The organism is Saccharopolyspora sp. NPDC002376 (genome assembly GCF_053593195.1).
Window position 1 is genome coordinate 76,460 of the sequence record NZ_JBSFBZ010000026.1, and the last position, 19,202, is coordinate 95,661.

Here is a 19,202-nt window from a genome sequence, read left to right on the forward strand (position 1 = left end):
GCGTCAGGTCAGGAATTTGTCGAGGGTGATCGGCAGGTCTCTGATCCTGGTGCCGGTGGCGTGGTGGGTTGCGTTGGCGATGGCCGCCGCTGTGCCCACGATGCCGAGTTCGCCGATTCCCTTGGTGCCCATCGGGTTCACGTACGGGTCGTGTTCGTCGAGGCAGTGGATCTCGATCTCGCCGATGTCGGCGTTGGTCGCTATGTGGTATTCGGCGAAGTCGTGGTTGATCACGTGGCCGTAGCGGGGGTCCACCACGCTGTGCTCGTGCAGCGCCATGGACAGGCCCATGGTCATTCCGCCCAGCAGTTGGGAGCGCGCCGTCTTGGCGTTGATCATCCGTCCGGCCGCGAAGACGCCCAGCATCCGCGGCACCCGCACCTCTCCGGTGTCGGCGTGCACTCTGACCTCGGCGAACTGGGCGCCGAAGCTGTGCATCGCCAGCTGTCCGGCGTAAGGGTTGTCCGGGAGCGCTCCGGTGACCTCGACGCCCTCGTCCGGGATCGGTTCGCCGTTGGGCAGCTGCGCGCGCAGGCGGCGGGCGGCGTCCACGATCGCCGAGCCCCAGCAACCGATTCCGGACGAGCCGCCCGCGCCGGATGCGTACGGCAGGTCGGTGTCGCCGATGCTTAGCTGCACCTCGGACATCGCCACGTCCAGTGCGTCCGCCGCGATCTGGGTCAGCGTCGTCCACGTGCCGGTGCCGATGTCAGCCGCGCCGATGAGGACTCGGTAGCGGCCGTCCGGCCGAGCTTGGATGGTGGCGCGCGCTCCGGGCAGAATGAACACCGGGTAGGTCGAGGCAGCCACGCCGGTGCCCACCAGCCAGCGGCCGTCGTGGCCGGAGCGCGGGGTGGGATTGCGTTGCGCCCAGCCGAAGCGCTGCGCGCCTTCGCGCAGGCAGGCGACCAGGTTTCGGCTGGAGAAGGCGCGACCGGTCGCCGGGTCGGTGTCCGGTTCGTTGCGGATGCGGAACTCCACCGGGTCCAGGCCGCAGGCGATGGCCATCTCGTCCATCGCCACCTCCAGACCGAACATGCCAGGGCACTCGCCGGGAGCCCGCATCCACGTCGGGACCGGCACGTCGAGCTCGGCGACCCGGTGAGTGGTGCGGCGATTCGGCGCGGCGTACATCGTGCGGGTGGGCACCGCGGTCTGCTCGACGAACTCCTTGATCCGGGAGGTCTGCGACACCGCGTCGTGGCTGATCGCGGTCAGCCGCCCGGCGGCGTCGCTGCCCAGCCGGATGCGCTGGATGGTGCCGGTGCGGTAGCCGACGACGGTGAACATCTGCTGCCTGGTCATCACAAGCTTCACCGGGCGCGGAGTGACCTGCTGAGCGGCCATCACGGCCAGCACCATGTGTGCGTGCGGCAGTCCCTTCGACCCGAAACCACCGCCGGTGTGCGGGCACACCACGTGGATGCGCTGCTGGTCCAGCCCGAAGACCTCCGCGATGCTGTCGCGCACCCAGTGCACGCCCTGGGTGGAGTCGTAGAGTGTGAGCTCGCCTTCGGTCCAGATCGCGATGGTGGCGTGCGGTTCGAGCGGGTTGTTGTGTTCCTGCGGCGTGGTGTAGACCTCGTCGAGCACCACCGCAGCGCTGTCCAGGGCGGCGTCCACGTCGCCTTCGGCGGTGTCGGTCTGGAACCCACCGTTGACGGTTTCGGGTGTGACCAGGTCTGATCGCGCCGGGTGCAGGTCGACGTCGTGGGCGCGCTGCTCGTAACCGATGTGCACCAGCTGCGCCGCTCGTCGCGCGGTCTCGATGTTCTCCGCCAGCACCGCGCCGATGAGCTGGCCGCGGAAGGCGATGTCCGGGGACTGCAGGATGGCCAGTTCGGCGTCGTTCCTCGAGGCCAGCTTCGGGGCGTTCTCGTGGGTGAGCACCCCGATCACCCCGGGTTCGGTCATCGCCTCGGTGGGGTCGATGCCGGTGATCCGGCCGAGCGCGATCTCCGCCTGCAGCGGGTAGGCGTACACCGGCTGGTCGACCGGGTGCTCTGCCGCGTACAGTGCCGCGCCCCGGACCTTCTCGACTCCTTCGATCCGATCCACCGGGGCGCCGATGATGCTGGTCGTCGTAGTCATCGCGATACCCCCGACAGATCGGACAGCACACCGACGATCATGTTGCGCACCAAGGGAATCTTGAACTCGTTGCCGGGCAGCGGACGTGCCGCGTCGAGTTCCGCGTCGGCGGCTAGGCGGAATGCATCCGTCGACACGACACTGCCGCGCAGCGCGGCTTCGGCGGCAGTGGCACGCCAGGGCTTGTGCGCGACTCCGCCCAGTGCCAGGCGGACGTCGCGCACCGCCCCGTCGGCGACGTCGACGGCAGCCGCCACCGACACCAGCGCGAACGCGAAGGATGCGCGGTCGCGGGCCTTGCGGTAGCGGGAGTTGGTGGCGAAGTCCGAGTTCGGGACGTCGATCGAGGTGATCAGCTCGCCGTGCTCCAGGATCGTGTCCCGCTCCGGCATGTCGCCGGGAAGCCGGTGCAGGTCCACCAGCGGGATCGCCCGCTGCCCGCGCGGCCCCTCGGTGTTCACCACGGCGTCGAGGGCGACCAGCGCGACGGCCATGTCAGAAGGGTGCGTAGCGATGCAGGATTTGGAGGCGCCGAGGATGGCGTGCTCGCGGTGGAATCCTTCCCGCGCGGAACATCCGGTGCCGGGTTCGCGCTTGTTGCACGGCGTGTTGACGTCCTGGAAGTACACGCATCTGGTGCGCTGCAACAGGTTTCCGCCGGTCGTGGCCAGGTTGCGCAGCTGTCCCGAAGCGCCGGCCAGGACGGCCTGCGACAGCACCGGGAACTGCCGGCGGATCACCGGGTCGGCGGCCAGCGCACTGTTGGTGACCGCCGCGCCGATCCGCACGAACTCCGGGTGCGGCTCAATCCGGTCGGAGGTCAGCTGCCGGACGTCGACCAGCAGGTCCGGGACCTCGACCTCCAGCTTCATCAGGTCGACCAGGTTGGTGCCCCCGGCCAGGTAAGCCGCGCCGGGTGCGGCGGCGAGCGTGCTCACGGCGCTGTCGATGTCCGGAACGCGCTGGTAGCGGAACGGTCTCATCGCTGCGCGACCTCCACGATGGCCGGGACCATGTTGGCGTAAGCACCGCAGCGGCAGAGGTTTCCGCTCATCCGCTCGCGCACCTCGTCGGCCAGCTCCGCGCCGTCGGCGGTGACCGCGCTCGGCTCGCCTTCGCGCATCTCGCGCAACATGCCCACCGCCGACACCACCTGCCCCGGCGTGCAGTAACCGCACTGGAAGGCGTCGTGCTCGATGAACGATCGCTGCACCGGGTGCAGATCTCCGTCGGCCAGACCGTCGGCGGTGCGCAGGTTCGCACCGTCGTAGGCCACCGCCAGCATCAGGCAGCTGTTGACCCGGCGGTCATCGAGCAGCAACGTGCACGCGCCGCACTGGCCGTGGTCGCAGCCCTTCTTCGGGCCGGTGATGCCGAGCCGTTCCCGCAACGCGTCGAGCACCGTGGTGCGGGCGTCGACCGTGACGCGGTGCTCGACGCCGTCGACGACGAGGGTGATCTCGGTGTCCACTGCCCCTCCCCTCAAGGCCTGTTCACCAGGCCTACCCATGTCACCTGGGCCGCATTCCCGCCCACGGATCGTTCTTCTGCACGAGCCGCCGCGCCATGTTCGCGAGGCCGTAGGACTGCGGTGTCGCACGGCTGAGCTCGTCGAGGTCCAGCGGCGGCCGGGGCACCGGGGCGGGCGCGCAGCGAGTAGGGCGCGATCATGGTCTGGCCGTAGGCGTTGCGGTTGGTGTCCAAGAAGATCCGGCCGCCGCGCTTGTCCTTCCGCTGTTCGACGGTCAGCCGATCCGGTTCGTCGCGCACCGCTCGCTCGGCCAGCTCCTGCAGGTCGGCCCGGACGTCGTCGAACTCGTGCTCGGCGCGCAGCGGCGCAGCGATGTGGAAGCCGCGACCGCCGGTGGCCTGCACGTGCGGTTCCAGCCCGGCGTCGCGGAGCCGCACGCACCTCTGGCGGACCACCTCGCGCAGCACGGTCAGCGACACCCCGTCCGGCGGATCCAGGTCGAGCACCACCAGCACCGGACGTTCCAGGTCATCCACCGTGGCGAGCCCGATGTGGAACTCCAGGCGGGCCTGGCCGGCCAGGTAGAGCAGGATCGCGGGATCGTCGAGGACCACGTGGTGCACCACTGCGCTCACCGCGTTGCGCGGGTGGTGTCCGTCCCGCTGGAAGAACCCGCCTTCGTCGATCCCGTCCGAGAATCGCCGTAACGTCAACGGTTTTCCGCTGGTGCGCGCGACCATCACCTCGGCGACCGCGCGGTAGTGGTCGAGCACGTCCGGCTCGCGGTAACCGGCGTCGGGGTAAAGAACTTGTCCGGATTGGACACTTCGAAGCGCCGACCCTGGACTTCCAGCTGCGCAGTCAACTCAGATCACCGGGCGAACCGCCGCTGGGCTCCCCGGAACGCCGCAGATCTCGCTTGCGCCGGCAAGTCGCCAACTCGTTCCCAGCCACGTGCCCGGCCTACCCGGAGTGTTCGTCCGCTAACCAAGCGCGATCGACGCGCGGCACGAAACCGCCTGCTGACACATCAAGTTGAGACGATCGGGTGAAACCTGGAGCCAACGGCCAGCGCATTTGTTCCTATTGGGCGAGAAACGCGATGTTGCGCCGACGCCAGGGAGAACATCCATGCAGCAGCACGTGCACGCCGAACTGATCGGCGGCCCGGAGGATGGCCGGTCCTTCATCATCCCCTCGCTGGAGGCGGACTTACCCATCGGCCAGTTCACCTTCCCCTCCCCGCGCGACGGCGAGTCCCCGTGCGCGCAGTACGACCGCCACGACCGCCGCTCCGACGGCGTGTGGCGCTACCAGTACGCGGGCGAACCGGCCGTCCGGCCGTAACCGCTGCGGTCACGCCGAGATCCGCGAAACGGTCGAGCCACCCAGCTGGCAGCTGGTTAGCGTCGGTAACGAGCATGGTTGGTCGATGTGCACTGGAGGCACCATGTCGCTGACCGAGCGGATCACCAGCGCGGTGGCCAACCTGCTGCTCCGCAGCCTCCGCGCCCTGGGCGAACGCGGATTCGCTCTCCTCGTCGGACGCTGGCGGTCCCTGCGGCGCTTCACCACCAGTCCCCGCAAAATCGGCCGCATCGTCCAAGCCGCACTCGTACTCACCCACCACGAACACGGCCGCCTGGCCTAGTCCTTACTGAGAACACCTCAATGGAAATTGAACGTCCGATTTCCGTTGAAATTGCGGTGAGTTCGCCACAGCCCCCTGGCGTGTCCGACGACGACACACCGACGGTCCACGCCGTCGCCCGACCTCCAGAGCCGTCCCCAGGCGGCTCGGCTCGGCGCGTCGAGGACCACAGTTTCAATTGAAACTGTAATCTCCCCCCACGGCGAATCACAGTTTCAATTGAAACTGTGGTTCAGGTCCGTACCGCCACGGGTGGTTCGCCGGGTCGACGGGGGTGTGTGGGAAAGTTCGGGCGTGCGGATCGCGAGCTGGAACGTCAACTCCGTCGGGGCCCGGTTGCCGAAGCTGATCGACTGGCTGGGCACCGCTGAGCCGGACGTGCTGTGCCTGCAAGAGCTCAAGTGCGCCGAGGACGCGTTCCCCTATGACGAGGTCGGCGAGCTGGGCTACGAGGTCGCCGCGCACGGCACCGGACGCTGGAACGGTGTCGCGGTGCTGTCCAAGGTCGGCATCGAGGACGTGCGCCGCGGACTGCTCGACGAGCCCGGCTTCATGGCTGACGGCGCGATGTTCGAGTCCCAGGAACCGCGCGCGATCGGCGCCACCTGCGGCGGTGTGCGCGTGTGGTCGGTGTACGTGCCCAACGGCCGCGAGGTCGGCCACCCGCACTACGACTACAAGCTGCGCTGGCTCGACGCGCTGCGCGCCACGGCCGCCGAGGAGCTGGGCGAGCTCCCGTGGACTGTGCTCGGCGACTTCAACATCGCGCCGACCGACGCCGACGTCTGGGACATCACCGAGTTCGAGGGCTTCACGCACGTCACCGACGAGGAGCGCAAGGCCCTCACCGCGCTCGGCGAGGTCGGCCTGAGCGAGGTCTACCCGCGCGCCCTGAAGTACGACGTGCCCTTCACCTACTGGGACTACCGGGCGCTGCGCTTCCCCAAGAACCAGGGCATGCGCATCGACCTCGTCTACGGCAACGAGCAGTTCACCGGGGCGGTCACCGACGCCTACGTCGACCGCGAAGCCCGAAAGGGCAAGGGCACCTCCGACCACACTCCGGTCGTCGTCGACATCAACATCCCCTGACGGGGTTGGGTGGCCAATTTCGCGAGAAATTGACCATCACCTGGGTGAACGTCAATTTCTCGCGAAATTGGCCACCCCCTCACTGCGAGGGCGGCATTTCCGCAGGTGATCGGCTGCGTGCACTTTGTGGGATATGGCACCGGAAAGTGGTCGCGGGTACTGGCTGTTAGCGGTGTTCTGGTTCGTACTCGTCGAAGATCAGCCAGGTGTGGCAGGTGCGCACTCCTGGTAGCGACTGGATGTGGTCGAAGACCAGGTTGCGCAGGGTCACGTTGTCTTCGGTGCGCACGCGCACCACGATGTCGAACTCCCCCGCCACCAGCGCCACGTGCTCGACGGAGTCGACCTCGGCCAGCCGGCGGGACACCTCGCGCCAGGTGTCCTGCTCGATCGACAGGCCGATCAGCGCCGCCGTGCCGAGCCCGGCCTTGGCCGGTTCGACGTGGGCGTGGAAGCCGGTGATCACCCCGTTGCCGATCAGGCGGTCCACCCGGCTGTGCGCGTTGGTGCGGGAGATGTTGACCTGCTCGGCCAGGGTGCGGATGGACATCCGGCCGTCGCGGACCAGCTCGTCGACGATGCGCGCGTCGATGTCGTCCAACGCCGGTGCCGTTCGTCCGGCTCGCCCTCCCCGGATGCCGCTTTCCGCGGACGTCTGGTCCTTCATGACGTGCTCCTGAAGCCGTTCGTTGCGAGTTCTCGCCGATCACTTGTATCACATGACCTCGCTGGCCGACGATCTCAAGCCAGTCGTCCAATGGAGGTGTCGGCCGTGGAATGGCTTCCGTCGAGCAGTCCGGTGGGCCTGCTGGATCAGCCCGATCCGAACTACCCGGTGCCGGATCCGTCCCGGCTGCTGGCCGCGTACCGCGCGATGGTCGTGGGCCGCAGGTTCGATGCGCAGGCCACCACGCTCACCAAGCAGGGCCGCCTCGCGGTGTACCCGTCCTCGCGCGGCCAGGAAGCCTGCCAGGTCGGCGCCGCGCTGAGCATCGGCGCGCAGGACTGGCTGTTCCCGACCTACCGGGACTCGGTGTCGCTGGTGACCCGCGGCCTCGATCCGGTCGAGGTGCTCACGCTGCTGCGCGGCGACTGGCACTGCGGCTACGACGTGCCGAGCACTCGCACCGCGCCGCAGTGCACGCCGCTGGCCACCCAGACCCTGCACGCGGTCGGCTTGGCGCACGGCGAGGCACGCAAGGGTCGCGACACCGTCGCGCTGGCGCTGATCGGCGACGGCGCGACCAGCGAAGGCGACTTCCACGAGGCGCTCAACTTCGCCGCCGTGTTCAAGGCCCCGGTGGTGTTCCTGGTGCAGAACAACGGCTATGCGATCAGCGTGCCGCTGGCCAAGCAGTCCGTCGCGCCTTCCTTGGCGCACAAGGGAATCGGCTACGGCGTGCGCAGCGAGCAGGTGGACGGCAACGACGCGGCGGCCGTGCTGTCGGTGATGGACACCGCTGTCGAGCACGCGCGTTCCGGCAACGGGCCGTTCCTGGTCGAAGCGCACACCTACCGCATGGAGGCGCACACCAACGCCGACGACGCCGGGCGCTACCGCGACGCGGCCGAAGTCGAGCAGTGGCAGCAGCGGGACCCGATCGACCGACTGGAGCGCCACCTGCGCGAGGGCGGACACCTCGACGACGACGGCGTCGAGCGGATCGCCGCGGAGGCCGAGGAGTTCGCCGCGCAGGTGCGCAGCCGGATGCAGGTCGAGCCGACCGCGGATCCGGAAGACCTCTTCCGCCACGTCTACGCCGAGCCGACTCCGCAGCTGCAGGAACAGCTCGCCCAGCTCCAGGCCGAACAGGAGGCGCTGTAATGGCACTGACCACCATGGCGCAGGCGCTGAACGCGGCGCTGCGCGATTCCATCGCCGAGGACGACAACGTGGTGGTCTTCGGCGAGGACGTCGGCAAGCTCGGCGGGGTCTTCCGGATCACCGACGGTTTGCAGGACGCCTTCGGCGAGGACCGCTGCTTCGACACCCCGCTGGCCGAATCGGGCATCGTCGGGTTCGCTGTGGGCATGGCCATGGCCGGGTTCCGCCCGGTGGTGGAGATGCAGTTCGACGCCTTCGCCTTCCCGGCGTTCGAGCAGGTCGTCTCGCACGTGGCCAAGATGCGCAACCGGACGCGCGGCGCGGTTTCGCTGCCGATTGTGATCCGGGTTCCGTTCGCGGGCGGCATCGGCGGCGTGGAGCACCACTGCGACTCCAGCGAGGCCTACTACGCGCACACCCCCGGGCTGAAGGTCGTCGCCCCGGCGACCCCGGCGGACGCGTACTCGCTGCTGCGCGAGGCGATCGCCGATCCGGATCCGGTGGTGTTCCTGGAACCCAAGAAGCTCTACTGGTCCAAAGAGGACGTTGAACTGCCGATCAGCGCGGAACCGCTCGGGCGCGCCGTGATCCGCCGACCGGGCCAGGACGCCACGCTGATTGCCTACGGCCCCGGCGTCCCGCTGGCGATGGAGTCCGCGGAAGCCGCCGCCGAGGAGGGCTGGGACGTCCAGGTGGTCGACGTGCGCAGCCTGGTGCCGTTCGACGACGAGACGGTGGCCGCCGCGGTGCGCGAGACCGGGCGCTGCGTGGTCGTGCAGGAAGCGCAGGGATTCGCGGGTGTGGCAGCAGAAATCGCTGCTCGAGTGCAGGAGCGCTGCTTCCACTCGTTAGCCGCGCCGGTGCTGCGCGTGTCCGGCTTCGACATCCCGTACCCGCCGCCGAAGCTCGAGCACAGCCACCTGCCGAACGTCGACCGCGTGCTCGACGCGCTCGCGCGGTTGCAGTGGGACGACCAGCCCGACGCGAAGTGGCTCGAACTACAGGAGGGAGCGGCGTGAACAGGCCAATGCCAACCCCACCCAACCGCACCCCAGGGGACCGTGACGCAACCCAGCCACAAGAAACCCCGGCACGCAAGATCACCCCCGAACGCGACCACCACAGTGAATCGCGGAGAGGCGGAACCGGGAGGGGCGGAACCGCGTTCCCCCTGCCCGACCTGGGCGAGGGGTTGACCGAGGCGGAGATCGTCCGCTGGCACGTCGCGGTCGGCGACCGCGTCGAAGCCGACCAAGTGGTGGCCGAGGTGGAGACCGCCAAGGCGGTCGTGGACGTGCCCTGCCCGTACGCCGGGGTGGTCCAGGAGCTGCACGGCGAGCCCGGTGACGTGATCGCGGTGGGATCCCCGCTGACCACGATCGTCGGCGCGGACGCCCCGCACGAGCAGCACCGGACTGAGGAGCGGGCCGGATCGGGCAACGTGCTCGTCGGCTACGGAACCGGCGGTGCGAAGCGACGGCGCCGGAACCGGAGCCGGCCGGTGCACGTGGTGCCGCAGACCAACGGCGCATCGCGAAGCACTGGGGCTCCGCGCGTGCTGTCGCCGATCGTGCGTCGACTCGCGAAGCAGCACGCCGTCGATCTGTCCAGTGTGGATGGATCCGGCCCGGGCGGGGTGATCCTGCGCCGAGACGTGGAGGCAGCACGAGTTCCGGAGCAGCCGACCCCTGAGCCGTCGGGCGAAACCCGCGTCCCGCTGCGGGGTTTGCGCGGTGCGGTGGCCGACAAGCTCACCCGCAGCCGCCGGGAGATCCCGGACGCCAGCACGTGGGTGGACGTCGACGCCACCCGCCTGCTGGAAGCCCGCGATGCGCTCAAGCCGCGCGGCATCGGCCTGCTGGCACTGCTCGCGCGCTTCTGCGTCGCCGGACTGCGCCGGTTCCCGGAGCTCAACGCGTCGGTGGACACCGACCGCAACGAGATCGTCCAGCACCGCCACATCGGCCTCGGCTTCGCCGCCCAAACCCCGCGCGGCCTGGTGGTTCCGGTGGTCCGCGACGCGCACGAGATGACCACCGCACAGCTGGCCGAGGCGATCTCCCAGCGCACCGGCAAAGCCCGCGAGGGAGAGCTGAGCCCCAAGCACCTCACCGGAGGCACCTTCACGCTCAACAACTACGGCGTGTTCGGGGTGGACGGCTCGACGCCGATCATCAACCACCCGGAGGCGGCGATCCTCGGCGTCGGCCGCATCATCGACAAACCCTGGGCCTTCCAGGGCGAACTGGCCCTCCGCAAGGTCACCCAGCTGTCCCTGACCTTCGACCACCGGGTCTGCGACGGCGGAACGGCCGGCGGATTCCTCCGCTACCTCGCCGACTGCGTCGAAAACCCCATCACCACCCTCGCCGACCTCTGACCGCCCCCGGAGGAAACCACAGTTTCAATTGAAACTGCGATCCGCCGTGGGTGGGGATTACAGTTTCAATTGAAACTGTGGACGACCCGGGCCCTGCCACCGCCCGTCACGTCGTGCCCCGGCTCCGCGCCATGGCGGGGCGGGCGGTCAGTCGTCGTCGGGTTTGGTGGCGTGGTCGTAGTAAGCGAGGACTCCGGTGGCTCCGTGCAGGGCGAAGCCCGCTTCCGGGGTTCGGGGTTCACCGGCCGATTCGATGATCCCGCGCATGGTCACGTTGACCAGGTCGTCCAGGGCCCGCCAGCGGGCCGCTGGGTGCTCGCCGCCCCGAGCGTCCGCGGCGAAGTCCTCTTCGCAACGCCGGATCCCTTCGCGGAGCTGGCGGATCAGCTTCATGAAAGTGCCGTGGCCCCGGGTGGGCGCCAGGTCGTCGGCGCGGGACGCCAGGAGTCCGGCCATGTAGGAGATGTCCTCGACGTGGTTGCCGAGCCACTTGCGGCGGCGGTAGACGTCGCCGAGTTCCGGCCAGCGCTTCCGCGCCGCCTGACGGGTGCGCCCGGTGACCGCGCTCAGGTCCGCCAGGCTCGCGCCCAGCCACACCGATTTCTCGGCCGCCTCCGCAGTGCGCCGCAGTGCTGCCTCCGCCACCTGCTCCTCGACGTCCAGCGCAGCCCGGAACTCGCCCAGCGCGCGCAACCGCCGCTCCTGCTCGTCGCCGACATCACTGGCCTTCGGTCCTGGGTCGACCGCCTCGACCGGGGTCACCTCGGCCAACTGCCGCACCAACTGCCCGGCCTCTTCCGCTGCCATGCTCCAACCTCCTTGTGAACCCTAGGTTTACAGTAGCAGCCGTAAACCCGAGGTTCACAGCCAAATTTCCTCCAGATTCGCCTCGAATGCCCGTCGAACTGCGGATCCGCGCGAATTCCAGCATCGACCCGGGGCGTTTGCGAAATGTGTTTCCGCAGGTCACAGCAAACATGAACGCGGTGTTCACGTTTGACCGGCGGTCCCCTCCCGGGACAGGATCGACTTCTCCCGAAACCAACCCCTGACCTGGGGTTTCTTCGTCATGTCCGCATTCGGCGGACGATCGAGCAGCAAGGAGTCGTCGATGATCCGCGCCCGCGGCCTCACCCGCCGGTTCACCGTCAAGCGCAAACCCGTCGAGGCCGTCCGCGGCCTGGACCTCGACGTCGAACCCGGCCAGCTGGTCGCCTTCCTCGGCCCCAACGGTGCCGGGAAGTCGACCAGCCTGCGGATGCTCACCACACTGCTGCCGCCCACCTCCGGAACCGCCACCGTCGCTGGGCACGACATCCGCACCGAGGCCGCCGCCGTCCGCGCCCGCATCGGGTACGTGGGCCAGCAGAACAGCGCCGGCGAGAACCACCGGGCGCGCGACGAGCTGATCACCCAGGGCCGCAGCTACGCCATGTCCCGCCGCGACGCCCGCCACCGCGCCGACGAGGTGCTGGATCTGCTCGACCTGACCGCGCTGGTCAACCGCAAACCCGGCACCCTCTCCGGCGGCCAGCGCCGCCGCCTGGACATCGCGATGGGCCTGATGAACCGGCCGGAGCTGCTGTTCCTGGACGAGCCGTCCACCGGGCTGGACCCGCACAGCCGCGCCAACATCTGGCAGCACGTGCTGCGGCTGCGCGAGGAGCACGACACCACGCTGCTGTTCACCACCCACTACCTCGACGAAGCGGACAACATGGCCGAGCGGGTGGTGGTCGTCGACCACGGCCGGGTCATCGCCGATGGCACCCCCGGCTGGCTCAAGGCGGACCTCGCCGGCGACCGCATCACCATCACCGTCGCCCGGCCGGACGTGCCAGCGGCCGCTGAGACGGCCGCGCGCATGGCCGGACCAGACGTGGTGACCGTCGAGGACGACTCAATTCACGTCCGCGTACCGCGCGCCGACGCAGCGATGCCCGAGTACCTGCGCGCCTTGGAGAACAGCGGCGTCAAGGCGATCTCAGCGGAAACCGCGCGCCCCACTTTGGACGACGTGTTCCTCGCGCTCACCGGCCGGAGCCTGCGCGAGGACGAGACCAACTGACCACCCACCTCAGAAAGGACCGATCGATGCACTTCTTCCGCGACACCGCAACGGTTTTCCGGCGGGAGATCACGCCGAGCTTGCGGGAACCGGTGGCGATCCTGTTCAGCATGGCTCAGCCGCTGCTGTTCCTGTTCCTGTTCGGCCCGCTGCTGGTCGGCACCTCCGGCTTCGACACCTCGCCGTGGCAGTGGTTCGTGCCCGGCATCCTGGTGATGATGTGCCTGTTCGGACCGATGATGGCCGGGTACAACCTGCTGGTCGAGCTCGGCAGCGGCTCGCTGGAGCGGATGCTGGTGACCCCGCTGAACCGCTCGGCGATGCTCGTCGGCCGCACCCTCAAGGAGTTCGCCCTGCTGCTGGTGCAGGCCGTGCTGCTCATCGCGCTTTCGGTGCCGCTGGGCTTCCAGCTGCACCCGGTCGGCGTCCTTGCCGGGCTTGCGCTGCTACTGGTGTTCGGCGTGGGGCTGGGCTCGCTGTCCTACGTGCTGGCCATCGTCGCGCACCCCGGCGGTGAGCTGTTCTACGCGGTCACCCAGCAGGTCCTGTTCCCGCTGATGCTGCTGTCCGGCGTGCTGCTGCCGATGGACTTCGGCCCGGCGTGGCTGCAGGTGGCCGCGCGGATCAACCCGGTCTCGCACATCGCCGACGCCGAACGGGCGCTGTTCTCCGGCCAGTTGCTGGCCCCGTCGGTGCTCTCCGGCAGCCTCGCCGCGATGGCGCTCGCGGCAATCGGCCTGCTGGCGGGCACCCGGGCCATGAAGCGCGGTCTCTGATCGCGAAGGCTGCCGCACGGGCCGGTCGCTGACTTAGGGTGGTGCGGCAGCCAGCGACGAGGAGGCACCGTGTCGGTCACCGGAGAACAAGCCTCGGAACCTCGCGTGCCCCTGCGCGAGCAGGTGCGCCAGGAGCTGCAGGCCCGGATCGCCGACGGCCGGTTGCTGCCCGGCGACCGGATCTTCGAGCAGGACCTCGCCGTTGAGCTGGGGATTTCCCGCGTTCCGGTGCGCGAGGCGATCCGCATGCTGCAGAGCGAGGGCTTCGTCGACGTGCCGCCCGGCCGCCGCGGTGTGTTCGTCCGCGGGCTCGACCGGCAGCAGGCCAAGGAGCTGTTCGAGGTGCGCGAGGCGCTGGAGGTCTACGCCGCCCGCCTGGCCGCCGACCGCGCCGAGCCCGGTGACGTCGAGGTGCTGGCCGAGCTGGCGCAGCGGTCCCGCGCGGCGCTCGAATCCGGTGACATAGACCAGATGTCCAACGCCAACGAGGCCTTCCACGAGAAGCTGGTGGACCTGTCCGGCAACGACCTGCTGGCGTCGATGCTCGAACCGCTGCACGGCAGGCTCGCCTGGCTGTTCCGGATGAACCTCGAGCCCGACCGGGTGTGCCGCGAGCACGAGGCCATCCAGGCCGCGATCAGCGCGGGCGATGCCGACCGGGCGGCCGAAGTGGCCAAGCAGCACGTCCTGTCCAGCCAGCGCATGGTGCTGGAGCGGATGCTCTAGCGGGCGAGCCTGGCCAGCAGAGCCGAGGCGATGCAGATCATCGCGATTGCGGCCGCCACCAGCACGCTGAAGTCCAGCAGCAGGTTCGCGGGCAGGCCGAGCAGCAGTCCACGCAACGCGTCCACCTCGTACCCCAGCGGGTTGACCCGGTTGACCACCTGCAGCCAGCCCGGCATCAGCTCCACCGGGTACAGCGCGTTGGAACCGAAGAACAGCGGCATGGTGATCGCCTGCCCGATGCCCATCAGCCGGTCGCGCGAGAGCACCAGTCCGGCGATGGTGATCGACAAGCAGCAGAAGAACGCCGACCCCAGCAGCACGGCCACAGCCACGCCCAGCAGCCGCAGCGGGTTCGCCGTCATAGACACACCGAGCAGCGCGGCGAGCACCAGCACCACCAGCGCCTGCGCGAGCGCGCGCACCCCGGCCGCGAACGACTTGCCGCTCACAATCGCCACTCGAGGCGTCGGGGTGACCAGCAGTTTTGCCAGGACTCCAGCGTCGCGCTCCCAAATGATCTGGATGCCGTAGAAGATCGCCACGAACAGCGCCGACTGCGCCAGGATGCCCGGCGCCAGGTAGTCCAGGTACGGCACGTCGCCGGTCGGGATCACCCGCAGCCGGTTGAACGTCTCGCCGAAGATCACGAGCCACAGGGCAGGCTGGATGGCCCGGGTGATCAGCTCGGTGCGGTCGTGGCGCAGCTTCTGCAGCTCCACCAGGCACATCGTCCCGATCCGGGACGTCATCAGACCGATCGGCCCACGTCGCAGCGGCTCAACCGACACGACGTGCGACCCGGCGTGCTGCACGGACATCGCGCATCCCCTCCCCCGCGCTCTCGCCCAGCGCGTCACCGGTCACCGCGCGGAAGGCGTCTTCCAACGTCGCCTCCGGCCCGACCTCGGTTCGCAGCTCCAACGGTGTTCCTTCGCGGTGGATCCGGCCTCGGTGCATCAGCGCCACCCGGTCGCACTGGCGGTCGGCTTCCTCCATGTAGTGCGTGGTGACCAGCACCGTCATACCGGTGGCCGCCCGCACCTCGTCGATGCGCTCCCACACGCCTGCGCGGGCGATCGGGTCGAGCCCGATCGTCGGCTCGTCCAGCACCAGCAGCCTCGGCGCGCTGACCAGCGCTTGGGCCAGCTCCAGGCGGCGGACCATGCCGCCGGAGTAGGTGGCCGCGGTCCGCTCCGCAACGTCGTCCAGGCCGACCGACCGCAGCGCCGCATCCACCGCATCGCGCCGCTTTGACCTCGGCACGTCGAAGAGCCGGGCGAACAGCTCGACGTTCTCGCGGCCGGTGAGCTCGGAGTCCGCCGAGAGCTGCTGCGGCACGTAGCCGATCAGCCTGCGGGCGGCGAGCTTGCGGCGGTTCACGTCGACGCCGAACACCTCGACGATCGCGCCGGGCTCGGCGGGCAGCAGCGTCGCGATCATGCGGATGGTGGTCGTCTTGCCCGCCCCGTTGGGGCCGAGCAGCCCGAACACCTCTCCGGCGGCGATGCGCAGGTCCACGCCGTCGACGGCCACCGTGTCCCCGAAGCGGTGTCGCAGGTCTTCGCAGCGCACCGCGAGTTCCTCGGTCATGACTCCTCCAGATCCGGCGGCTCGTCGACCGACAGGTTCACCAGCAGTTGGCGCAGCGCGGGCAAGGCCTGCTGCAACGCCTCCTGATCGGCCTCCGGGAGTTGGGCGACACCAGCGCCGACGAGCTCCGAACGCGCCTTGCGCCAGTACGCCAGGCGGTGCTCGGCGAGGTCGGTGAGCTGCAGTTGAGCAGCGCGACGGTCATCGGGATCCGGGTGTCGTTCCAGCATTCCCATCGCGACCAGCTGGTTGACCAGCGTGCTGACCGAGTTGGGCGCCAGGTGCAGCGTCTCCGCCGCCCCTCGCACCCCAATGCCCGACTGCTCCTCCACGGCTCGCAGCAGTTCGACCTGCGCGCCGCGCAGCTTCGGACCGGGCGCTTCCGGCCGCAGCCTGCGCCGAACCCGTCGGCGCAGTCCGACCAGCACCGACATCAGCTCATCGCCCACCGCCACTGCATCGCTCACAGCTTCAAAGTACCTCTCATTCAGAGCTATTTCCAGGGTTGCTCACGCCTGTCTCTTTTCGTCCACAGTGGATGAATAATTGGACGAATTTCCATTCATCGCAGGAAGTTCCATCCAAAGCACCCTTGTAGGCCGAGGTGAACACAGGTTCACTTGCTTGGTGAACACAAGTTCACCTGAATAGCGAGGAGTCTGATGAGCAGCCCCACGGCCGCACCTCAGCGACGTTCGAAGATCGTCATCGGAGTGCTCGCCTCCTGCGGGATCGCGGTTTCGCTGATGCAGACCCTGGTCGTACCGCTGCTACCGGAATTCCCCAGGCTCCTCAACACCACCCCGGCCAACGCGGCGTGGCTGGTCACCGCAACCCTGGTGGCGGGAGCGGTGTGCGCGCCGGTGCTCGGCCGGCTCGGCGACATGCACGGCAAACGGCGGATGCTGCTGGTCTCGCTGGGCGCCATGTCGTTGGGCAGCGCCATCGGTGCGGTCAGCGACGAGTTCGGCGCTGTGCTGGTCGGCCGGGTCCTGCAGGGCGCGGCCATCGGTGTCGTACCGCTGGGCATCAGCATCATGCGCGACGAGCTGCCGGAGGAGCGGATCACCTCCGGGGTGGCGCTGATGAGCGCGACGCTCGGGATCGGTGGTGCGGTTGGGCTTCCGGTGACCGGAGTGGTTGCGGAGAACTTCAACTGGCACTGGCTTTTCGCCGGCGCGGCCCTCTTCGGTCTCGTCGAGCTCGTGCTGGTGCGACTGTTGGTGCCGGAGTCGGCGCTGCGCAGCGGCGGGCGGTTCGACCTCGTCGGCGCACTGGGGCTCTCGGCTGCCCTGACCTGCCTGCTGCTGGCCATCTCCAAGGGCAACGACTGGGGCTGGACCAGCCCGTCGGTGCTCGGCCTGCTCGTCGCGGCCGCTGCGCTGTTCGTCGTGTGGGGCGGCTACGAGCTGCGCACCCCGTCCCCGCTGGTGGATCTGCGGGTCTCGGCCCGACCCGCGGTGCTGCTGACCAACATCGCATCCGTGCTGATCGGCCTGGCGATGTTCGCCGGGTTCATGGTGGGCGCGCAGATAGTGCAGGCCCCGGTCGGCACCGGCTACGGCTTCGGGATGTCGTTGGTGGTCACCGGGCTGGTGCTGCTGCCCATCGGCGGAGCCATGGGCGTGTTCTCCCCGCTGTCGGCGCGCATCTCGCGGCGGCGCGGACCGCGCACCACGCTGATCCTCGGCGGGTCGGTGCTGACCGCAGGCAACCTCGCCGGATCGTTCCTGCACGACCCGCTGCCGCTGGTGGTGTTCAACCTGACGATCGTGGCGATCGGCGGCGCGCTGGCCTACGGTGCGCTGCCCACGCTGATCATGCGCGCCGTGCCACCGGCCGAGACCGCTGCGGCAAACAGTCTCAACACCCTGGCCCGCTCGATCGGCACGTCCAGCTGCAGCGCCATCGTGGTGGCGTTGACGACGGGGTCGGTGGTGCAGGTCTCCGGGGTCGAATACCCGTCGGTCACGGCCTATTCCTGGGTCTTCCTCGTCGCCGGCGCGGCGGCGATGCTGGCCGCGCTGATCGCCGCCGTCACACCGACCGCACGTCGGTACGCGCCCGTTGCCGCGCAGGTGGCGACCGCAACCGGGCAGTCGCGCTAGCCTGATCGACATGTCCAGCCCGGCCGTCGGCGACGATCAGCGGCGTGACGCCTGCACGACCCGCCAGGCGATCCTGAAGGCGGCCCGGCGCCGCTTCTCCTCCTGCGGCTACGCCGACGTGACGCTGCGCGACATCGCGGCCGACGCCGAGGTGAGCGCCGCACTGGTGGTGAAGTACTTCGGCAGCAAGGAGGACCTGTTCACCCAGGCCTCGGGCTTCGAGCAGGACGCCGAGCGGCTGCTCGACTGCGAACTCCCCCGGCTCGGCGAGCATCTGGTCCGCACCCTGCTGGACTACCACGAACACACCCAGGGCGACCCGCTGCTACGAGCGGTGTTCACCTCCTCCCGCCCGGCGGGCGCCCAGTTCCGGGCGAACTTCGAACACCAACTGCTCACCCGCCTGGCCGAACGACTCCCCGGCCCCAACGCCCAACTCCGAGCAGAACTGGTCTGCAGCCACCTGATGGGCCTAGCAGCCTCCCGCCTAGTCCTCCGAACCGAAGCGATCACCGCAGAACCCAAGGAAAACCTGATCGCAATCACAGCCCCCCTGATCCAAAGCTGGCTCAACGGCCCCCTCTGACCCCACCCAGCAGCCGCGTCACCCTAGTAGGGCAGCCGCACTTAGCTGATCGTGGCTGGTCAGGGTATTGACGGGGCTCTGTTGATCATGAGCAGCCGCCTCGCGATGATCAGGTTGTGAGACAAGAAGACCGTGAGGCGGCTGCGGCTGTCATCGTAGAGGGTGAGCTGGCGGTGTCGAATCTGGCCGTGTTGCACGCGCGGTTGGCGACGTGTTTCGCGCGGCGGGAACCGTTGGCGCAGGCCGGGAAGTATGTGGCGGGGCTGATGAGTGACCTGCCGCGCAAGAACGGGTGGACGCTGGCCCAGCACGCGGGCGATGTCACGCCGGACCGGATGCAGCGGCTGCTCAATCACGCCGTGTGGGACCACGACGCGGCGCAGGGCGTGGTACGTGGGTTCGTGGTCGAGCACCTGCGTGATCAGTCGCTGGTCGTGGCGGCGCTGGATGAGTCCGGGCAGGAAAAGACCGGTGAGCACACCGCCGGTGTCCAGCGGCAGTACATGGGCTGCGCGGGCCGGATCGCCAACGGAGTGAACACCGTCTACTGCACGTATGCCACCCCGGGCGGGCATGCCCTGGTCGGCGCCCGCGTCTATGTGCCCACCGACCAGCTCGACGATGATGCTCGCCGCACCGCACTGGGAATCGGCGGCACAACCGGGTTCCGGACCAAACCCCAGCTGGCACAAGACATTCTCGCCGACATGGTCGCCGACGGCTCGATGCCGCCCTGGGCTGCCGGCGACGAGGTCTACGGCCGCTCCGGACAACTACGCGAGTTCCTGGAAGACAACGAGACCGGCTATGTGCTGCGGGTCGGGTGCGCCTTCCATAC

Annotated in this window: 21 protein-coding genes; 12 read left to right on the forward strand and 9 right to left on the reverse strand. The window is 69.0% G+C overall.

Annotated elements, in window-relative coordinates; translation table 11 throughout:
* Positions 1 to 3: 3 nt before the first annotated feature.
* The 4 genes from ACWCO2_RS18930 to ligD are packed head-to-tail and all read right to left on the reverse strand — an operon-like array spanning position 4 to position 4,335.
* The gene (locus tag ACWCO2_RS18930) at positions 4 to 2,091 is read right to left on the reverse strand and encodes a xanthine dehydrogenase family protein molybdopterin-binding subunit (protein ID WP_450129038.1); all 2,088 of its coding nucleotides are present in this window, start codon (positions 2,089 to 2,091) and stop codon (positions 4 to 6) included.
* Positions 2,088 to 3,074 carry an FAD binding domain-containing protein gene (locus ACWCO2_RS18935; protein WP_450129039.1) on the reverse strand — a complete coding sequence of 329 codons (987 nt, stop codon included), beginning with the start codon at positions 3,072 to 3,074 and terminating at the stop codon, positions 2,088 to 2,090. Before ACWCO2_RS18935 ends, ACWCO2_RS18930 begins: the two co-directional genes overlap by 4 nt.
* The gene (locus tag ACWCO2_RS18940; protein ID WP_450129040.1) at positions 3,071 to 3,562 is read right to left on the reverse strand and encodes a 2Fe-2S iron-sulfur cluster-binding protein; all 492 of its coding nucleotides are present in this window, start codon (positions 3,560 to 3,562) and stop codon (positions 3,071 to 3,073) included. Before ACWCO2_RS18940 ends, ACWCO2_RS18935 begins: the two co-directional genes overlap by 4 nt.
* Before the next feature lie 11 nt (positions 3,563 to 3,573).
* Positions 3,574 to 4,335, reverse strand: a complete 762-nt coding sequence (gene ligD / locus ACWCO2_RS18945; protein ID WP_450129041.1) for a non-homologous end-joining DNA ligase LigD — start codon at positions 4,333 to 4,335, stop codon at positions 3,574 to 3,576.
* A 358-nt stretch (positions 4,336 to 4,693) separates the two neighbouring features.
* On the opposite strand from ligD, the gene ACWCO2_RS18950 reads away from it, so the two are divergent.
* From ACWCO2_RS18950 to ACWCO2_RS18960, 3 genes are all read left to right on the forward strand, one after another.
* The gene (locus ACWCO2_RS18950) at positions 4,694 to 4,909 is read left to right on the forward strand and encodes a hypothetical protein (protein ID WP_450129042.1); all 216 of its coding nucleotides are present in this window, start codon (positions 4,694 to 4,696) and stop codon (positions 4,907 to 4,909) included.
* A gap of 85 nt (positions 4,910 to 4,994) precedes the next feature.
* Positions 4,995 to 5,213, forward strand: coding sequence for a hypothetical protein (locus ACWCO2_RS18955; RefSeq protein WP_450129043.1), 219 nt, complete (start codon positions 4,995 to 4,997; stop codon positions 5,211 to 5,213).
* Between the two features lie 294 nt (positions 5,214 to 5,507).
* Entirely contained in the window at positions 5,508 to 6,305 is a 798-nt protein-coding gene (locus tag ACWCO2_RS18960; protein ID WP_450129044.1) for an exodeoxyribonuclease III, read from the forward strand.
* A gap of 166 nt (positions 6,306 to 6,471) precedes the next feature.
* Here ACWCO2_RS18960 and ACWCO2_RS18965 read toward each other — a convergent pair whose 3' ends face one another.
* A complete protein-coding gene (locus ACWCO2_RS18965; protein WP_450129045.1) occupies positions 6,472 to 6,972 on the reverse strand; it encodes an Lrp/AsnC family transcriptional regulator in 501 nt (166 codons plus the stop codon).
* A 90-nt stretch (positions 6,973 to 7,062) separates the two neighbouring features.
* Between ACWCO2_RS18965 and pdhA the strand changes: the two genes are divergently transcribed.
* The 3 genes from pdhA (at position 7,063) to ACWCO2_RS18980 (ending at position 10,510) form a co-directional block, all read left to right on the forward strand.
* Positions 7,063 to 8,130, forward strand: a complete 1,068-nt coding sequence (gene pdhA / locus ACWCO2_RS18970) for a pyruvate dehydrogenase (acetyl-transferring) E1 component subunit alpha (RefSeq protein ID WP_450129046.1) — start codon at positions 7,063 to 7,065, stop codon at positions 8,128 to 8,130.
* Entirely contained in the window at positions 8,130 to 9,149 is a 1,020-nt protein-coding gene (locus ACWCO2_RS18975) for an alpha-ketoacid dehydrogenase subunit beta (protein WP_450129047.1), read from the forward strand. Before pdhA ends, ACWCO2_RS18975 begins: the two co-directional genes overlap by 1 nt.
* A 152-nt stretch (positions 9,150 to 9,301) precedes the next feature.
* Complete coding sequence (locus ACWCO2_RS18980) at positions 9,302 to 10,510, forward strand: dihydrolipoamide acetyltransferase family protein (RefSeq protein ID WP_450129059.1); 1,209 nt, start codon at positions 9,302 to 9,304, stop codon at positions 10,508 to 10,510.
* A 147-nt stretch (positions 10,511 to 10,657) separates the two neighbouring features.
* Here the strand turns inward: ACWCO2_RS18980 and ACWCO2_RS18985 are convergent, their stop codons facing one another.
* A complete protein-coding gene (locus ACWCO2_RS18985; RefSeq protein ID WP_450129048.1) occupies positions 10,658 to 11,317 on the reverse strand; it encodes a hypothetical protein in 660 nt (219 codons plus the stop codon).
* A gap of 304 nt (positions 11,318 to 11,621) precedes the next feature.
* Between ACWCO2_RS18985 and ACWCO2_RS18990 the strand changes: the two genes are divergently transcribed.
* From ACWCO2_RS18990 to ACWCO2_RS19000, 3 genes are all read left to right on the forward strand, one after another.
* The gene (locus tag ACWCO2_RS18990; RefSeq protein ID WP_450129049.1) at positions 11,622 to 12,578 is read left to right on the forward strand and encodes an ATP-binding cassette domain-containing protein; all 957 of its coding nucleotides are present in this window, start codon (positions 11,622 to 11,624) and stop codon (positions 12,576 to 12,578) included.
* 26 nt (positions 12,579 to 12,604) lie between these two features.
* Positions 12,605 to 13,354 (forward strand): ABC transporter permease, encoded by a 750-nt coding sequence (locus ACWCO2_RS18995; RefSeq protein WP_450129050.1) that lies wholly within the window; start codon positions 12,605 to 12,607, stop codon positions 13,352 to 13,354.
* Positions 13,355 to 13,423: 69 nt separating this feature from the next.
* The gene (locus tag ACWCO2_RS19000) at positions 13,424 to 14,080 is read left to right on the forward strand and encodes a GntR family transcriptional regulator (RefSeq protein WP_450129051.1); all 657 of its coding nucleotides are present in this window, start codon (positions 13,424 to 13,426) and stop codon (positions 14,078 to 14,080) included.
* Here ACWCO2_RS19000 and ACWCO2_RS19005 read toward each other — a convergent pair.
* Genes ACWCO2_RS19005 through ACWCO2_RS19015 form a run of 3 tightly spaced genes read right to left on the reverse strand, consistent with a single transcriptional unit; the run spans position 14,077 to position 16,137 of the window.
* The gene (locus ACWCO2_RS19005) at positions 14,077 to 14,898 is read right to left on the reverse strand and encodes an ABC transporter permease (RefSeq protein WP_450129052.1); all 822 of its coding nucleotides are present in this window, start codon (positions 14,896 to 14,898) and stop codon (positions 14,077 to 14,079) included. The genes ACWCO2_RS19000 and ACWCO2_RS19005 overlap by 4 nt on opposite strands.
* Positions 14,858 to 15,670, reverse strand: a complete 813-nt coding sequence (locus tag ACWCO2_RS19010; protein WP_450129053.1) for an ABC transporter ATP-binding protein — start codon at positions 15,668 to 15,670, stop codon at positions 14,858 to 14,860. The genes ACWCO2_RS19005 and ACWCO2_RS19010 overlap by 41 nt, the downstream gene beginning before the upstream one ends.
* On the reverse strand, positions 15,667 to 16,137 hold the full coding sequence (locus ACWCO2_RS19015) for a MarR family winged helix-turn-helix transcriptional regulator (RefSeq protein WP_450129054.1): 471 nt from the start codon (positions 16,135 to 16,137) through the stop codon (positions 15,667 to 15,669). The genes ACWCO2_RS19010 and ACWCO2_RS19015 overlap by 4 nt, the downstream gene beginning before the upstream one ends.
* 195 nt (positions 16,138 to 16,332) lie before the next feature.
* Between ACWCO2_RS19015 and ACWCO2_RS19020 the strand changes: the two genes are divergently transcribed.
* The 3 genes from ACWCO2_RS19020 to ACWCO2_RS19030 all read left to right on the forward strand — a co-directional run.
* Positions 16,333 to 17,778, forward strand: coding sequence for an MFS transporter (locus tag ACWCO2_RS19020; protein WP_450129055.1), 1,446 nt, complete (start codon positions 16,333 to 16,335; stop codon positions 17,776 to 17,778).
* Positions 17,779 to 17,788: 10 nt separating this feature from the next.
* A complete protein-coding gene (locus tag ACWCO2_RS19025; RefSeq protein WP_450129056.1) occupies positions 17,789 to 18,364 on the forward strand; it encodes a TetR/AcrR family transcriptional regulator in 576 nt (191 codons plus the stop codon).
* A gap of 116 nt (positions 18,365 to 18,480) precedes the next feature.
* Positions 18,481 to 19,202 (forward strand): IS701 family transposase (locus ACWCO2_RS19030; RefSeq protein ID WP_450129057.1); only part of this gene is annotated, 722 nt, incomplete at its 3' end.

Excerpts from the sequence above, each read along its gene's own strand:
- ACWCO2_RS18975 (WP_450129047.1), top strand. The coding sequence starts at position 8,130 with ATGGCACTGACCACCATGGCGCAGGCGCTGAACGCGGCGCTGCGCGAT.
- ACWCO2_RS18950 (WP_450129042.1), top strand. The coding sequence starts at position 4,694 with ATGCAGCAGCACGTGCACGCCGAACTGATCGGCGGCCCGGAGGATGGC.
- ACWCO2_RS18935 (WP_450129039.1), bottom strand. The coding sequence starts at position 3,074 with ATGAGACCGTTCCGCTACCAGCGCGTTCCGGACATCGACAGCGCCGTG.
- ACWCO2_RS18955 (WP_450129043.1), top strand. The coding sequence starts at position 4,995 with ATGTGCACTGGAGGCACCATGTCGCTGACCGAGCGGATCACCAGCGCG.
- ACWCO2_RS18965 (WP_450129045.1), bottom strand. The coding sequence starts at position 6,972 with ATGAAGGACCAGACGTCCGCGGAAAGCGGCATCCGGGGAGGGCGAGCC.
- ACWCO2_RS18930 (WP_450129038.1), bottom strand. The coding sequence starts at position 2,091 with ATGACTACGACGACCAGCATCATCGGCGCCCCGGTGGATCGGATCGAA.
- ACWCO2_RS18985 (WP_450129048.1), bottom strand. The coding sequence starts at position 11,317 with ATGGCAGCGGAAGAGGCCGGGCAGTTGGTGCGGCAGTTGGCCGAGGTG.
- ACWCO2_RS19025 (WP_450129056.1), top strand. The coding sequence starts at position 17,789 with ATGTCCAGCCCGGCCGTCGGCGACGATCAGCGGCGTGACGCCTGCACG.
- ACWCO2_RS18995 (WP_450129050.1), top strand. The coding sequence starts at position 12,605 with ATGCACTTCTTCCGCGACACCGCAACGGTTTTCCGGCGGGAGATCACG.
- ACWCO2_RS19005 (WP_450129052.1), bottom strand. The coding sequence starts at position 14,898 with ATGTCCGTGCAGCACGCCGGGTCGCACGTCGTGTCGGTTGAGCCGCTG.
- ACWCO2_RS19010 (WP_450129053.1), bottom strand. The coding sequence starts at position 15,670 with ATGACCGAGGAACTCGCGGTGCGCTGCGAAGACCTGCGACACCGCTTC.
- pdhA (WP_450129046.1), top strand. The coding sequence starts at position 7,063 with ATGGAGGTGTCGGCCGTGGAATGGCTTCCGTCGAGCAGTCCGGTGGGC.
- ACWCO2_RS19020 (WP_450129055.1), top strand. The coding sequence starts at position 16,333 with ATGAGCAGCCCCACGGCCGCACCTCAGCGACGTTCGAAGATCGTCATC.
- ACWCO2_RS18990 (WP_450129049.1), top strand. The coding sequence starts at position 11,622 with ATGATCCGCGCCCGCGGCCTCACCCGCCGGTTCACCGTCAAGCGCAAA.